The organism is Ligilactobacillus sp. JN-6 (Y).1 (genome assembly GCF_058111525.1).
Genome location: NZ_CM176599.1, coordinates 298,823 through 314,036 on the forward strand (window position 1 = coordinate 298,823; position 15,214 = coordinate 314,036).

The 15,214-nt window shown below is 43.1% G+C and carries 11 protein-coding genes, 1 pseudogene and 1 riboswitch; of the genes and pseudogenes, 4 read left to right on the forward strand and 8 right to left on the reverse strand.

Annotation, left to right across the window (positions count from 1 at the left end; all coding sequences use genetic code 11):
• Nucleotides 1–7: 7 nt before the first annotated feature.
• Entirely contained in the window at nt 8–601 is a 594-nt protein-coding gene (locus AC3XNE_RS01485; protein ID WP_489832489.1) for an ECF transporter S component, read from the reverse strand.
• Nucleotides 602–714: 113 nt separating this feature from the next.
• Nucleotides 715–841, reverse strand: a riboswitch (FMN riboswitch).
• A gap of 191 nt (nt 842–1,032) precedes the next feature.
• Between AC3XNE_RS01485 and AC3XNE_RS01490 the strand changes: the two genes are divergently transcribed.
• On the forward strand, nt 1,033–3,456 hold the full coding sequence (locus AC3XNE_RS01490; protein WP_489832490.1) for a Xaa-Pro dipeptidyl-peptidase: 2,424 nt from the start codon (nt 1,033–1,035) through the stop codon (nt 3,454–3,456).
• 213 nt (nt 3,457–3,669) lie between these two features.
• Here AC3XNE_RS01490 and AC3XNE_RS01495 read toward each other — a convergent pair whose 3' ends face one another.
• The 4 genes and pseudogenes from AC3XNE_RS01495 to AC3XNE_RS01510 all read right to left on the reverse strand — a co-directional run bounded on the left by AC3XNE_RS01495 (nt 3,670) and on the right by AC3XNE_RS01510 (nt 7,112).
• Complete coding sequence (locus AC3XNE_RS01495) at nt 3,670–4,527, reverse strand: MetQ/NlpA family ABC transporter substrate-binding protein (RefSeq protein ID WP_489832491.1); 858 nt, start codon at nt 4,525–4,527, stop codon at nt 3,670–3,672.
• 50 nt (nt 4,528–4,577) lie between these two features.
• A complete protein-coding gene (locus AC3XNE_RS01500) occupies nt 4,578–5,252 on the reverse strand; it encodes a methionine ABC transporter permease (RefSeq protein WP_489832493.1) in 675 nt (224 codons plus the stop codon).
• Entirely contained in the window at nt 5,242–6,318 is a 1,077-nt protein-coding gene (locus AC3XNE_RS01505) for a methionine ABC transporter ATP-binding protein (protein WP_489832495.1), read from the reverse strand. Before AC3XNE_RS01505 ends, AC3XNE_RS01500 begins: the two co-directional genes overlap by 11 nt.
• 24 nt (nt 6,319–6,342) lie before the next feature.
• A pseudogene (locus tag AC3XNE_RS01510) lies at nt 6,343–7,112 on the reverse strand (acetoin reductase).
• A gap of 990 nt (nt 7,113–8,102) precedes the next feature.
• Between AC3XNE_RS01510 and AC3XNE_RS01515 the strand changes: the two are divergent.
• Both AC3XNE_RS01515 and AC3XNE_RS01520 read left to right on the forward strand, forming a co-directional pair.
• Entirely contained in the window at nt 8,103–9,008 is a 906-nt protein-coding gene (locus AC3XNE_RS01515; RefSeq protein ID WP_489832497.1) for a proline iminopeptidase-family hydrolase, read from the forward strand.
• 262 nt (nt 9,009–9,270) lie between these two features.
• Nucleotides 9,271–10,092, forward strand: coding sequence for a Cof-type HAD-IIB family hydrolase (locus AC3XNE_RS01520; RefSeq protein ID WP_489832499.1), 822 nt, complete (start codon nt 9,271–9,273; stop codon nt 10,090–10,092).
• A 329-nt stretch (nt 10,093–10,421) separates the two neighbouring features.
• Here AC3XNE_RS01520 and AC3XNE_RS01525 read toward each other — a convergent pair whose 3' ends face one another.
• The 3 genes from AC3XNE_RS01525 to AC3XNE_RS01535 form a co-directional block, all read right to left on the reverse strand.
• Nucleotides 10,422–11,243, reverse strand: a complete 822-nt coding sequence (locus AC3XNE_RS01525) for a carbohydrate ABC transporter permease (RefSeq protein WP_489833354.1) — start codon at nt 11,241–11,243, stop codon at nt 10,422–10,424.
• 8 nt (nt 11,244–11,251) lie between these two features.
• Nucleotides 11,252–12,106, reverse strand: a complete 855-nt coding sequence (locus tag AC3XNE_RS01530; RefSeq protein WP_489832501.1) for a carbohydrate ABC transporter permease — start codon at nt 12,104–12,106, stop codon at nt 11,252–11,254.
• Between the two features lie 446 nt (nt 12,107–12,552).
• Complete coding sequence (locus tag AC3XNE_RS01535) at nt 12,553–13,851, reverse strand: ABC transporter substrate-binding protein (protein ID WP_489832502.1); 1,299 nt, start codon at nt 13,849–13,851, stop codon at nt 12,553–12,555.
• A gap of 139 nt (nt 13,852–13,990) precedes the next feature.
• Here AC3XNE_RS01535 and AC3XNE_RS01540 point away from each other — a divergent pair, with 139 nt between their 5' ends.
• On the forward strand, nt 13,991–15,127 hold the full coding sequence (locus AC3XNE_RS01540) for an ABC transporter ATP-binding protein (protein ID WP_489832504.1): 1,137 nt from the start codon (nt 13,991–13,993) through the stop codon (nt 15,125–15,127).
• Nucleotides 15,128–15,214 lie beyond the last annotated feature (87 nt).

Genomic DNA, 15,214 nt, shown 5'->3' on the forward strand with positions numbered 1-15,214 from the left:
TTAGTTCTTATGAAGAATGTGCTGTTTTTAACGCAGCCGCTTTACTCGCCAACCATCCGTGCATCTTAGCATAAGCAAGTGCAAAAACGCCGATTACAGCAACACCTTTGATCAAGTTAAATGGAACTACACCATACAATACCATCTTGCTGATCGGCAAAGATAACTTCATTCCTAAAGAAGCAACATAAGCCGGCATAATAACTGTTACATTAGCGAATGCTAGGATGACTGTCAGTGTCAAGGTCCCTCCAAGACCGGCCAATAAATAATCTTTAACGTGCGGATCATCCTTGCCCTTTAAAATCAAATAAACTGGTAAGCAGATAGCCAAAGTTGACACAAACTCCGTTGAAACATCGATCAAGTTTGGTAAAGAAACCCCCGATACAATGAAAAATAGTAATGACCGGATCAAATTGATCCCAATACCGCCACCGATCCCTAAAGCAAAAAAGCCCAAAAGGACCGGCACATCAGCAAATTCAATCTTCAAATATGGTACCAGCGGAATGACTGGGAATGCGATAAATCTTAGAATATAAGAAATACCTGCCAGACCTGCCGCGATGACCCACTTTTTAATTGAACTATGCTCCATGATGAAACCCCTCCTAAATTAATAGAGGTTTATCTTCAACGTAATTTATCAACATAAAAAAGCTCTGCTACCTTTTTCCAGGGTAACAGAGTGTCCTTTTGCTTTCCAAATCACTCTATCTTCTTCCATCCAGACTCTAACTGTCGGTCTTGGGATCACGCCAAGTCAACCTCATCACTAGGATAAGGGTCGCGGACTATTACCGCCGGTCGGGAATTACACCCTGCCCTGAAGATAAACCATATTCTTTTACCACGCCTATAATACCATCAGAAAATTAGGATTGCAAACGTTTCATTCAAAAAGATTTATTTATTCCGCTTTATCTTGCATAAAAGTAAAGACACCCACATTTGCCTAAGCCTGCGCAAACCACTGACTTGCGTTATAATTGCTGTTAACGATAACTATTTTGAAAAGAAGGAGAATGTATGAAATTCAATCAATACTCACGCATACCAACATCCTATCGGACCCAGGTCTCAGAGCTTCAAGGGATCGGATTTTTGGACCAATTAGTCACTCCACAAACCAGTTTAAATGACCTCTGGTTGTCATTTATTTATAAATCTTTCCCTCAAGCTCAAAGTAAGAGCAGTTTGAAGGAAATGGTCAGCAACCTTTTAGCAACACCCACCCAAGATGTTCTGGCATACATAAGCCAAAAGACTGTTGATGCTGCATCATTTTACACAGTCGGTTTACAGTTGCTTGGCTTTACTTGCGGTGACGATTTCAAAATCGAATCTCCTTTGCAAACAATGCAGGAATTCGGTTTAGCTTATCACGCAAAGATCAGCAATATCGAAGAACTGGTCGGTGCTTGGTACGACTTATTAAATACTCGTGGCAAAAACGGTCAGATCTTACTAGATGACTTAGCAACTCGTGGTTACTTCCTACCATTATATGATCTGCCAGTTGGACAAAAACCTTTACTTTTCAACGGCAAATCACAGCCCGTTTTTTCCACTGACGATTTGATCAGAGAAGTAGTCTACATTGAATCAAGTCTTGATACCGATCATGACGGTCAACTTGACCTGCTTAAAGCTGAGATCTTACGTCCGTTTGATACTAACGATGGCCTAAAAGTTCCGGCCGTCTACACCGCAAGCCCCTATAATCAGGGAACAAACGACGAAGCTGGCGACAAGATGATGCACAATGTCGATCGCACATTGGCTCGCAAAGAACCTAATGACCTCAAATATGAAGACATTAAATACCAGCAACCTGCTGAAAAATTATTACCAGAGCGTGAGGTCATGGGAACGACACAACAAGCTGAAGAAACATTTGGCCGCGAATCTTCCTATACCTTAAATGATTATTTAGCTGCACGCGGATTCGCTATCGTCTACGCAGCAGGGATCGGCACACGCGGTTCACAAGGCGTGAGGACCTGCGGCAGTCCCGAAGAAACGGCATCGACGATCGCGATCATTGAATGGTTGGCTGGCAATCGCCGGGCCTTCACTAACAAGACAGACAATATAGAGATCAAAGCTTGGTGGTGTAATGGTTCAGTCGCTATGACAGGACGTTCTTATTTAGGTACTCTTGCTACTGCCGCTGCAACGACTGGCGTGGAAGGCCTAAAAACGATCATCTCTGAAGCAGCTATTTCCAATTGGTATGATTATTATCGTGACAATGGTTTAGTTATCGCACCGGGAGGTTTTCCGGGTGAGGACGCCGATGTCTTAGCCGAAGAGTGTTTTAGTCGTCAACTCGATGGTGCTGACTATCTGAAGGTCAAACCTTTTTTTGATCAGCAATTGGCAAAGATCACAAGCGACCAAGACAGAACGACTGGAGATTACAATAGCTTTTGGGATGCACGCAATTATTTGAAAGATATTAAAAATGTCAAATGTGATGTGCTGATGGTCCACGGTGTCAACGACTGGAACGTTAAGCCACGCAACGTCTACAATTTGTACAACGCCCTGGCCAAATTACCAGTCACTAAAAAATTGATCCTCCATCAAGGTCAACACATTTACATTAATGCTTTCCGTTCGTTAGACTACAGCGAAATGGTCAATTTATGGTTAACAAATAAGTTGTATGACGTTGATAATAAGGCCGACGAGATCTTACCCGCTGTTTTGGTACAAGACAATGTCCAACCAGAAACATGGTCAGCATACCAAGATTGGGATGAGAACGATGTAGATCAACATGACTTGTACTTTAGCCCGGATAAACTAACAAGTGTTGCAGGAACTACGACTGGTAAAGTTTCATTTTCTGATCATTTGGAGGCAGACCAGTTTGCCAGATACCGTGCCGATTTTGACGGTTGGAGGAATGACATTTTAGCTGATAATCCCCATGACTTAAGCAACAACCGTTTGCAATTCAAGTCCCAGCCACTAGATGAAGACAAGTTATTACGCGGGACAGCTCACCTGAAGTTAAGGGTCGCAAGTGACCATGATCATGGGATGCTTTCAGTGATGCTCGTCGACTATGGACGCAGCAAACGTCTGGCAGTTTCACCCAGGATCTTAGCCCGTAAAAACATCGGCGAAGGTTACCATTGGCGCGAAGACGACCTAAACGAGTTTCAACTTACCAAGGAAACCTCATTTAAGATGATCTCCAAGGGCCACATCAACCTGCAAAATAGGACCGCAAGTTACAAGACGGACGATTTAAAAGCTGGTCAATTTTACGATGTCGAATTTGACTTACAGCCAACCTTTTACCATCTGCCTAAGGGCCACCAGTTAGGCTTAGTCCTCTATTCGACCGATATGGAAATGACCGTTCGCGGCAATGAAAATATCAATTATTCACTGAATTTACCTGAATGTCGCTTGTCTTTCAAAATAAGTGCATATTAATAAAAAAACGTTCCACACTTCTAACTTGTGTGGGACGTTTTTGTTATTTTCTGGACCAGCTAGAAAGAGATCGTATGACTCTGTTTAGTGCGGAGTGGAGAGATTTTGGACGATTTCCATCTGCTTTACTTGCAACAGGTGAAAACTTTGCTTGACTTCACTCGAGTTCTATCCACTCGCATCTCCGAATGAAAAATTCGTTCAGTTACTCACTTATTTCAAATAAGAGACAGGTTTTTTGACCTCGATTTTTGTTCCTTGATACTGCTTTTTAATATACTTCTGAATAGCTGGCTCGTGATAGAGTTTGATGAGCTTTTTATATGAACCTTTGTTTTGATTGCCAGTAGCTGTAGCTAAAATATTGATGTTTTGACGTGTGCTTTGATTGATTTTTTCATGGTACAAAGAATCATGCAAAACATTCAATTTTCCTTCTAAGGCAACCGTGTTTGAGATCAATGCTGCATCCACACTGTTCAAAACTCGTGGTCCAGTCGTATCGTCGATCTGCTTGAATTTTAGGTTCCGTGGGTTTTCAGTAATGTCACTAGTATTTCCTAAGGAGCCAAAATCCTTCTTCAACTTGACCAAACCCGCATCCTCTAACAATAACAAGCCACGCGCTGTATTGGCCGGGTTATTAGCAATCGCGATCGTTGCTCCTGCTGGGATCTGCTTTACAGAATCGTACTTATCAGAATAAATGCCAAGCGGCTCTAAGTATGTCGTGCCCAAGACTGCCAGCTTATGTTGCGGATTTTCCTTATTATAGGCTTGCATGTATGAATATGACTGAAATGCATTGACATTAACATTATTTTCGGAAGTTGCATTATTTAACTGCACTCCATCGGTGATCTGCTTAACTTTGATCTTCAACTTTAATTTCTTCGCCTCAGGACTCGCCGCGATATGTTGCCAAACATCATAGTCGCTACCCTGTGAACCAACTGTGATTTGGTCAGGGGCATTTTTGACACTATAAGTATTATAAGTGTGTAGACTGACCGCAACTAAAACGATCACCACTAGACTAGAAAACAAGACCAGCCAGTTTTTAATTTTCACTTCCGCTCACCTCTCTCGGACTTTTTTTAACATTTGTCAAACTTGCTGGCTTAAACACGTGCTACCTTTTTTGCGAGTTGATCGCCAATGATCTGAGTCGCAAATACCAACACCAAAATTACCAACAAGACAGCAAAAGTCACATCATTTTCAAATCGTGCGTAGCCGATGCTGATCGCAATGTCGCCCAAACCGCCAGAGCCGATCGCCCCAGCCATGGTAGTTAGTCCTAATAAACTGATGATCGTAACGACTGACGCACGGATAATATCCGGCAAACACTCGCGCAAATAAATACGGAAAATAATTTCTGTCGGACTCGAACCCATCGCCTGAGCCGCTTCGATCACAGACGGCTCAATACTTAATAAGGCATTTTGGATCTGACGGGCGTAAAACGGGAAGATCCCCACGATCAGCGGTATCAAGGCTGCAGTTGTCCCAACAGTTGTACCCACAATGTACTTAGTGACAGGAGCGATCACCGCCAACAAAATAATGAAGGGTACCGAGCGTAAGAGGTTTACGACCTTATCTAAGAAACTATAAAATGGTGGATCAGCATCGATCCCGCCTGGCTGAGTTATGACTAAAAAGATCCCTGTCCCGATCCCCAGCACCGCAGCGATCGAGGCCGACCAAAATGTCATATAGATCGTTTCCCAGGTAGCTTGCACGAACTGTGGCCATATTTGTACTACATTTGGAAACCATTCAGCTAGCATTTTTTTGGCTCCTTTCTTCGGCGGCGATATCTGTGACTGTAACACCAACATCTTCTAAATAAGTGATCCCCGGTCCTACTCTGCCGTTTTCTTCCGAAAGGATCACCAGCATATAACCGAGTGAAAGTTGGGCAACCTTTTGTACGTTGGCAAATAAAATATTGGCTTTGATCCCAAACTTGTCAGTCAATTCAGAGATCACGGATTCATCTGTAGCTTGACTTGAAAATTTCAAATACAAAAGGCGTTCGTTACTAGACAAATTTTCCAACAAGTCATCATCTACTATCTGTTGCCGCATCTGTGTAACATTGGCTGCTGACTCGATAAAGGTTTGTGTCAGTGGCCGTTGCGGTTGGGCAAAAACTTTCCCAACAGACCCACGTTCGATGATCCGTCCGTCTTCCATGACTGCCATTTCCTGACAGATCGACTTGATGACCTGCATCTCATGTGTGATCAAAACCACTGTCAAACCTAACTCGTGATTTAATTTTTGCAAAAGCTTTAAGATCGACTCGGTCGTTTGCGGATCTAAGGCACTCGTTGCTTCATCGCTGATCAAAATGTCGGGATCATTTGCCAATGCCCGCGCGATCGCAACTCGCTGCTTTTGTCCACCGGAAAGATCTTCTGGATATGAAGCGGCATAATCTGCCAGCCCAACCAGATCTAATAACCTTTTAGCCTTAGCTTTTCGCTTCGCACGAGTGATCTTTTCACTGAGTAAGGGGTACTCCACGTTGTTTAACACTGTCCGGGAACGCAAAAGGTTAAATTGCTGGAAGATCATTCCGATTTTTTTGCGAACTTTGCGTAAACCCTTATCATTTAAATCTTGCAAGTTTTGGCCAGACACACTAACCGTTCCACTTGTCGGCCGCTGCAATAAGTTGATGACGCGGACCAAGGTACTTTTTCCAGCACCCGAATAACCCACGATACCATAAATACTTCCTCGTTTAACCTGCAAAGAAACGTCATCGACCGCGCTAAGAGTATCACCCTTTTTATCAAAGGTCACGCTGATATTTTGCAGGTCGATCGCAATTGATGCTGTACTCATCTGATCACTCTCCCCCTTCATTCACTAGTGAAATTTCATACCACCATCGACCTGCAAAGACTGGCCCGTCACATAAGCAGCAGCTGGCGATGCAAACCAAGCGATCACTTCAGCCACATCTGCAGGGACGCCCTCTCTGCCCAATCCGATCTCTGTCAAACAGTTGGCTTGTTGTTCTTCGACAGATAAACCTTTGATTTTAGAAGTCTTTGCATCGATCGCATCCCGCAACGGTGTCCGCACGATCCCCGGATTATAAGCATTGACGGTGATCTGGTCAGACGCTAGTTCTTTGGCAGCCGATTGCGTCAAACCCCTGATCCCAAATTTGGAAGCTGAATATGCACTTTGCAGGGCGGACGCTTCGACACCGGCTAATGACGCAGCATTAATGATCCGACCGCCATGACCTTGTTCTTTAAACCGAGTAGCTGCAGCCTGGATCCCCCAAAACGTTCCTTCAAATTAACATCTAATAGATGGGAAACCTGTTCTGGATCAGAATCAACGAGCGGATCAATGAAAGCTTCACCAGCGTTATTTACATAAACGGCTAATTCCCCTAAATCAGCGACAGCCTGGTCGACTAAATCGAAAACTGCCTGGCGGTCCGCCACGTCGACAATGTACGCTTGTGCCTGATAACCTTGGTCGCGTATCTTCTGTGCAACTACAGGCGCTGTCTCCTGGTTGATATCCGCAACTGCAATCGCAAATCCATCTTGAGCTAAACGATAAGCTGCTGCTTCACCGATACCTTGCCCTGCCCCTGTAATAATTGCTGTTTTACTCATATTTGATTACCCCTTTTTCTCTTAAATAAAAAATTCCTTACTCCTGTCACTAAACAACAGAAGCAAGGAATTTGCGTTACCATCCTGATTTGTTTGCAGATCACTCATGCAAACCTCAATAACCACAAAATAAATCATCTGCGGTTTGTCCTTTAACGGGGACAAAGCGGGTCACGCTCACCATTTGTTAGCTCACGTTACCTGATCATCGGCCATTTTTCATGTTCAAAATAGTGACGACTTTCAGCAACCATCGTCTCTCTGTTAACCGTTTCAAACACTACTTTCCGAATCAACTCATTTAAATTTTTTGTTAAATAAAAAACGCCCTCAGGAAAAAATCATTTCCTAAGGGCGAACATCCGCGGTACCACCTTAATTTCCGACACTAGTCGGCTCATCGACCAGGACATCACTGCCTGATCTCGACTTGATATTGGAAGTCGTCCACTAGTGGCTTACAAATGCTCGCTCACTTTAGCTCCAAGACCGTCTTCAAACCTCTCCGCCATCTGCTCTCACCGTCCGCAAACTCTCTTGGCACTTCAAGGCTCTACTCATCTCTTCATTGCTTTCTAATAGTTTTCTAAATTACGTTGTAATTTAAGCTCATTTACTTTACTTGTCAAGCTTTATTTACTATCTTCTATCTAAATTTTGAAAATATTGGTCAAGCCTTTACTTCACGAACAACCGGGCAACGGGCCATGAATTTGTAGGAGCTACTTTGTGGAAGTTGGTACATCTTTTGTGTTTGTCGGGGTTACTTTGCCCGACTTGCACCGGCTTCTGCGTTTGCCGGGGTTACTAGGCTCGACTTGCGCCAGCACCCCCCTTTTGCTTAGACTCACCCCCCACCTCTCCAGAAAAAAAGTTATGATCTCCACAAATTCAGTCAGTTAAATGTTAAAATAGTCTTATAGCATTATGTTAGTTACTGGCGAAAAATACGGTTTTCTACATAAAATTTTAAGAAACTAGGTGAAAGCAATGCGTGAAGGAAACACGATCATTACTTTAGACAACGGTTATCACTTGTGGACACGAACAGATAACGTTGGTGGTGACATTCAATTATTATGTTTGCATGGTGGACCCGGCGGAAACCATGAATACTATGAGAATTTTGCCGCAAAATTAAAAGACTTGAACGTTCAAGTTACGATGTACGACCAGTTAGGTTCTTGGTATTCTGACCAGCCTGATTTTTCCAAACGGGAAAACGTCGACAAATTTATGCACATGGAATATTTTGTGGATGAAGTTGAAGAAGTCCGACAAAAACTTGGGCTAGACGACTTCTACTTGATCGGTCAATCGTGGGGCGGAGCTTTAGTTCAAGAATACGCTTTGAAATATCCTGATCATTTGAAAGGGATCATCATTTCTTCAATGACTGACAACATCGACGAATATATGGATAACATTACAAAGATCCGTGAGTCCGAATTTAGCGAGGAAGAATTGAGTTTCCTGAAAGAATGCGAAGCTAAAAACGACTTCAACGAGCGCTACGAAGAATTGATCGAGAAGTTAAACAAGGACTATATCGACCGCAAACAACCCGCAGCGATCAGTCATTTGACAGACACCATGGGGGTTCAGGTATACAACTACTTCCAAGGGGATAATGAATTTGTCGTGACCGGCAAACTTGCAGGCTGGGATCGCAGCCAAGATATCCATAATATTCAGCTGCCGACCTTGATCACATACGGAGAACACGAATCCATGCCGCTTGCAACTGGCAAACGGATGGCGGAAACTATCCCGCATGCACGTTTCGTCACTACCCCTAACGGTGGCCACCATCATATGGTCGACAACGCGCCCGTTTACTTTGCCCATTTAATGCAATTCCTCAAGGATGTTGAATCCAATAATTTTAACGATTAATGTAAAAACTCACTGTTGCTGGTCTTGGCCAGTGATAGTGAGTTTTTTGAGTGATGGCATTACCAGCTCTGCTTTCCAACATGACTTCTGACCTCCAACCGTTTTCCGCCGTTTGCAAGCCGACTTGCGGTACAGACTGATAAATGTGCCAACTTTTGCGCACTCACTAATATATACGCAAAAAGTTGTCATTTCTGTTTTTTATTTTTCGTATGTTAAGATATGATTGTTTAGAAATTGGAACGAAAGGACGACTTACAAAATGGCAATCAAACTAGTCGCGATCGACATCGACAACACTTTGTTGACGTCGGCGCCCGAACGAAAATTAACTACGGAAAATATTCAGTCGATCCAGCAGGCATTACAGTTAGGCGTCAAGATCGTCTTGTGTTCGGCAAGACCATTAGCCGGGGTCAAACGTTATTTGCAACAAGCCGGGATCACTGGCGATGACCAGTATGTAATCATCGATAACGGTGCTTTAGTACAAACCGTCACCGGCAATACAAAAGCAACTCACACTCTTGCCACAGAGACCGTCACTAAGCTGGCACACATTTGTCAGGAAAATCGATGGCATTATAACGCCATCGATTCTACATCTACCATGTGCACGACAGATAAGCGGCTTGGATTTTACACAGTTCAGCTGGCGGCGAAATATCAGGCTCCGCTACAAGTCTTTGATAGCAAAGATGAATATGCAGGGCGCACGTTTGGCAAATTTGGTATCACTGAAGATCCTGAACTCTTGGATAAAATTGAGCAGGAAATTCAGACACAGTTTGGCAGCGACTATTATGTGGTTCGTTCACGTCCTTTTTTGCTGGAAATTCTAAATAAAAACGCTAATAAAGGGCGGGCGCTGACTGACCTCGCACAAGAGTTAGGCCTCAAACAACAAGAAACAATGGCGATCGGCGATGAGATCAATGACCTGCCGATGTTCAAAGCTGCCGGGCTTGGCGTTTCGATGGGCAACGGTGTCCCTGCCGCTCAAAAAGCCGCCGACTATATCACCGACGACAACGACCACAGTGGTGTTGGCAAAGCCATCCACAAATTTATCCTAGATATGTGATTTAAAAAATGACTACTTGATGTTTATTCAGGTAGTCATTTTGTGTTTGTGGCTAGTTATGTTGCGGTTATAACTCCCAGTAACTTTTAGCCGCATTCCCGTTTGCGGTTATCACTTTCGCCGAGTTCTAACCGCTTTTCCGTTTGCGGTGACAACTTCCTCCGACTTATAGCCGCTTTTCCGTTTGCGGTGACAACTTCTAACATCCGCTAACTACTTTAGGATTTGCAGCCATAACTTCCGCTAACTTCTAGCCGGATCCTAATTTCCTGCTGCTGCCTTCTAAAACCTTTAACAACAAACAAACTTTTCGCAAACACCCAGAAAGATCATTTGATAGCTCCTTCTGTCACTGAATTCATGATTTGTTTTTGCAGCAAGAGGAATAAAATAACAATCGGTACCATCGATAATACCAGTCCTGCCAAAGCCAACTCCCATTCACTGTTAGTTTCTCCAAAGAACATGTACATCTTAAGCGGGATAGTGTACATCCCATTCTTGTTCACGACCAACGATGGCAGCAAGTAGTCGTTCCACAATTTCATCGCATTCAAAATAATCACCGTACCAGTCATAGGATTGACGGCAGGTAAGATCACATCAACAAAAACGCGAAAGACTGGTGCACCATCGAGGGTTGCTGCTTCGTCCATCGACTTCGGTACGCCTTGAAACGCACCATAATACAAAATTATTGATAATGAAACTGACAAACCTGTATTCATCAAGATCAGTGCTGTTCTGTTCAAAAAATTCAGCGCCCCAAACATCGAAACTAAGGGGACCATGATCGACTGAAAAGGTATCAACATCGTCGCCGCACACAGATAATACACAACTGAACTCATTTTGACTTGGTGCCTAGTCAGTGCATAAGCAGCTGCGGCCGAAATCACTGTAATTACTAGTACACTGCCCACCGTTATCAGCACCGAATTTATGAAACTGTGCGTAAAATCTAGAGCCTGATATGCTGTTTTGAAGTTAGCCACGGTAAAATCATGCGTAAACCACAGTGGATTGCTAAAGATCCCTCTCCTTGTCTTTAACGAATTGACTACCACAATCACAAACGGATAGATCCAAATCAAACCTACTATCGCAGCCAAAACACCATATATAAGACTTTGTGTCTTTTTATTTTTCACTGCCTTTTTCATTGCCGCTCCCCCTTTCGGCTAATATACAGCTGTACGAAGGAAACTACCGCAACGACAATGAACAAAATGATCCCTGCCGCCTGCGCATATCCTTGTTGGAAATTAACAAATGCGGTGTTGTAAATGTACATCGAGATCATTTCAGTCGACCGGTATGGTCCTCCATTTGTCAGCGCCAAATTTTGTTCGTACATTTTAAACGAATTAGCTAAAGTTAAAAATAAACTGATCGTAAAAGCCGGCGCGAGCTGTGGGAGTTTGACACTGAAAAAGGTTTGCAGCTCACTAGCTCCATCTAATGTCGACGCCTCGATCGAATTTTTAGGGATGGCATTTAAAAATGAAATATACACCAACATGATGTAGCCGCTCATTTGCCATGAAAATAAGATCACCATACCCCAAAAGCCTGTTGTTTCATCACTTAACCAGCCATTGAGCCAACCTTGATCTAAGTTGAGCGCCAAAGCTTTAAATGCGTTTGTAAAAATAAACTGCCAGATAAATCCTAACAGAACTCCGCCTATCAAATTAGGCACGAAGAAAATCGTCTTTAAAGTGTTGTTGAACCAATTGTTCTTATGTGTCACTATCAAAGCAAAGATCAAACCGATCAGATTGATCAAGATCACTGAAACAACTGAAAATTTGACAGTTAGCCAAAAACTCTGCAGAAAATTGTAGTCGTGGAATAACAATTCATAATTCTTTAGCCCGATAAACTGACGACTGATCCCATTGGAATTAGTAAAGGAATCAAAGACCCCATACACAAAGGGAACAATAATGATCCCGATAATAAATAGCAAGGCTGGAATGATAAAACCGTAGTATTGATGTCTTTTTAACATAAGATCACTCTCCTCACAAAACAGAGCAAAAACAAGCGGGAAGAAGTGAGCACTATCGGGCTCTGACATTATATCGCGGTTCCCAGCGATGTGGTGTCAGAGCTAGATAGGCGGAGCTTCTTGCTTGTTGGAGCTCGACTAAAAAACAGAGCGCAACAAGCCGGTTAAACCTCGAGCATCATCGGAGTCAGACACTATAGCGCGCTTTTCAGCGATGTAGTGTCTGACTTGGATGAGCGGAGAGGCTTGGCTTGTGTAGTTCGACTAAACACTGAGCGAAACGAGACGTCCAAGAGAAAAGCATTGCCGGACTTAGACCTTATAGTGCAGTCTTAGCACTGTGAAGTCTAAGTTGGATAAGCGAAATTTTCTGCTTCATGCAGCTCGACTATAAACACAGAGCAAAAAACCAGGCTTGTGTAGCTCACCCAAATTCAGCAACCACTTCAGCGACCACTTTGAACTGTTTTCAACTGATCATATTGGCTAGAAATAACCTTCTTCAAATTCTCCCATGATGTTTTGCCGACCAAGTATCTTTGTACCATTGGACCGATGATCTCGTTGGCAAAACCATTTGGGTATTGCTTATGGATCGGAGTCAGAGCATTCTTGGAAGTACCCACCTGGTAGATCTCCTTTGATACATCATCTGGCAAACGAGAAGTATCAAAGTTCTTAGTTGCCGGTACAAAACGCATTTCATTGATGATCACATCTTGTGCTTCCTTAGAATTGTACATCCAATTGATAAAATCTTTAGCTGCCTTTTCATGACTCGGATGATCCTTGGTAATTCCTAAATACCAAGAAGATCCGGTCAGTAATTCATCAGTACCGTCATCTTTAACATAATACGGCAACATTCCCATTTTTTGCTGGACCCAGCCTTTTTGTAATCCATCTAAAGTCGGGATGACCCAATTTCCTTGGGGGATCATAGCCACTTTGCCGTTAAACAGCAGGTCTTGGATCGATTCATCGTATTTAACAGAAAGGATCGGAGCGACACTATATTGTTTAACTAGTTGCAAGTATTGTTTCATACGAGCTTCTTTTGTCCACGGAAATTTTTTGCTATCAAAAGCTTTGACCTGATCATTCTTGTAATATCCGGACGTGAATTGTGCCGACATCGAAGTGATCGAGTTCGTATCCGCTCCATTAAAACCAAAGACCCCTTGTAAACCTAATTTCTCTTTTTGTGCGTCAATTTTCTGGACGGCGGCGACAAATTCTGCGTAATTATGGATGTTATTTGGATCGACGCCCGCCTTTCGAAAGACTTCCTTGTTAATGACCCAACCGTAGGCCTCCAAGTCAACGGGTATCCCTACCAAACGGCGTTTCTCGGTCATCCCCCCTGATATTAAACGAGGTAAAGTGTTCTTAGTGGCAGACATATTCTTTAAGGTCAACAAGTGTTCTTTATAACGGTCGATCTCCGGCAAACCACCAAGCATGATAATATCTGGTGCCTCTCCCGAAGAAAACTTAGATTGTAAAGCAGCAGCGCCGCCTCCTTGTCCAGACGTTGTTAATTGGATAGAAACGTTAGGATGCTTCTTCATATACATTTTGATCAGCTTTTGATACTGGGAAGTGATCTCAGGTTTTTGATTAAAAAAGTTAATGGTTACTTTTTTATCTTGTTGTGAGTCCGATGATTCAGATTTGCAGGCAGATAACAAAAATGGTGTTACAATAACTAGTAGTAATGCTAGTAAGCGCTTTAATTTTGGCATGGGTAGGCCTCCTTAGCTGTATCTTTACAATTAGCTCGTAAAAAGACAAATGTCATTGCAGTTACCCGACAAAGTTTCGTTTATTCTAATAGACAACTATCAGTTTGCTAAAGACTCATAATTCGAAAGGTGGACGTCAATGATGGCTAAAATCGAGATCAAACACTTATACAAACAGTATGAAAATCGGACGAACTATACGTTAAAAGACATTAATTTAAGTATCTCGGATCAGGAGTTCGTGGCTGTAGTTGGCCCTTCGGGTTGTGGTAAATCGACCTTGCTGCGCTGCTTTGCCGGTTTAGAAGAAATCACTAAGGGACAAGTCATGGTCGATGAACGGCGTTTTGATACGATCGACCCCAGAAAAAGAAACGTGGCGATGGTCTTCCAGGATTATGCTTTATACCCACATATGACTGTTTTCAAAAACATGGCCTATAACTTGAAGATCTCCAAGCAAAGCAAGGCCGCTATTAAAGAGAAAGTAGAGCAAGCAGCTGACAAGCTTCAGCTGACAGACTATCTTGATCAAAAACCGGCACAACTATCAGGGGGACAACGCCAACGGGTCGCCTTAGGACGGGCAATGGTGCGTGACCCAGAAATCTTTTTGATGGATGAACCTCTATCAAACCTTGACGCTAAGCTTCGTGTCAAGACGCGGCAAGACATTATTGATCTGCACCGTCAATTAGGGACCGTTACCTTATATGTCACCCATGATCAGGCCGAAGCGATGGCACTGGCAGATAAAATCATCGTAATGCGCGATGGGATCATCATGCAAACTGGGTCACCAGCCGAGCTTTATGATAACCCCCACCATATTTTCGTCGCACGTTTTATTGGCTCACCCAGCATGAATATCTTCCGCGGTTTTCTTAACCACAATGCACAATTTAAGCTAGGCGAAACAAGCTACGACCTTTCAGATTTGATTGCAGAGAATTTGCTCCCTGCGGATAATCAAGAAATATTTATCGGTTTCCGGCCAGAAAAAACTTTCCCTTCGTCTCTTCTGGACACAGATCATGAGCAAACGAGCAAAAAGTTCACTTTTAAAGCTCAGCTTAATTACGCTGAATATATGGGGGCCTATACTTTATTATATTTAGAAGCGCACGACCGCAGTATCGTTTCACAGATCAACTACAAAATCGCAGGTGACCCGCATGACCGTCAAGTAAGGTTACAGGTCGCCCCAGAAGATCTCTATTTCTTCGATGCTGAGACTGGCAAACGCATGTACTCTGACAAGTCGGAAAATAATTAAAAAGTTTAACAAGGTCTTTTAAAAGAAAACGCATACAATAGTTCATAAACAAAATAGGCTGAGGTTGAGGAAACGATTTTCCTGACC

Excerpts from the sequence above, each read along its gene's own strand:
- AC3XNE_RS01485 (WP_489832489.1), bottom strand. The coding sequence starts at position 601 with ATGGAGCATAGTTCAATTAAAAAGTGGGTCATCGCGGCAGGTCTGGCA.
- AC3XNE_RS01490 (WP_489832490.1), top strand. The coding sequence starts at position 1,033 with ATGAAATTCAATCAATACTCACGCATACCAACATCCTATCGGACCCAG.
- AC3XNE_RS01500 (WP_489832493.1), bottom strand. The coding sequence starts at position 5,252 with ATGCTAGCTGAATGGTTTCCAAATGTAGTACAAATATGGCCACAGTTC.
- AC3XNE_RS01505 (WP_489832495.1), bottom strand. The coding sequence starts at position 6,318 with ATGAGTACAGCATCAATTGCGATCGACCTGCAAAATATCAGCGTGACC.
- AC3XNE_RS01515 (WP_489832497.1), top strand. The coding sequence starts at position 8,103 with ATGCGTGAAGGAAACACGATCATTACTTTAGACAACGGTTATCACTTG.
- AC3XNE_RS01520 (WP_489832499.1), top strand. The coding sequence starts at position 9,271 with ATGGCAATCAAACTAGTCGCGATCGACATCGACAACACTTTGTTGACG.
- AC3XNE_RS01530 (WP_489832501.1), bottom strand. The coding sequence starts at position 12,106 with ATGTTAAAAAGACATCAATACTACGGTTTTATCATTCCAGCCTTGCTA.
- AC3XNE_RS01535 (WP_489832502.1), bottom strand. The coding sequence starts at position 13,851 with ATGCCAAAATTAAAGCGCTTACTAGCATTACTACTAGTTATTGTAACA.
- AC3XNE_RS01540 (WP_489832504.1), top strand. The coding sequence starts at position 13,991 with ATGATGGCTAAAATCGAGATCAAACACTTATACAAACAGTATGAAAAT.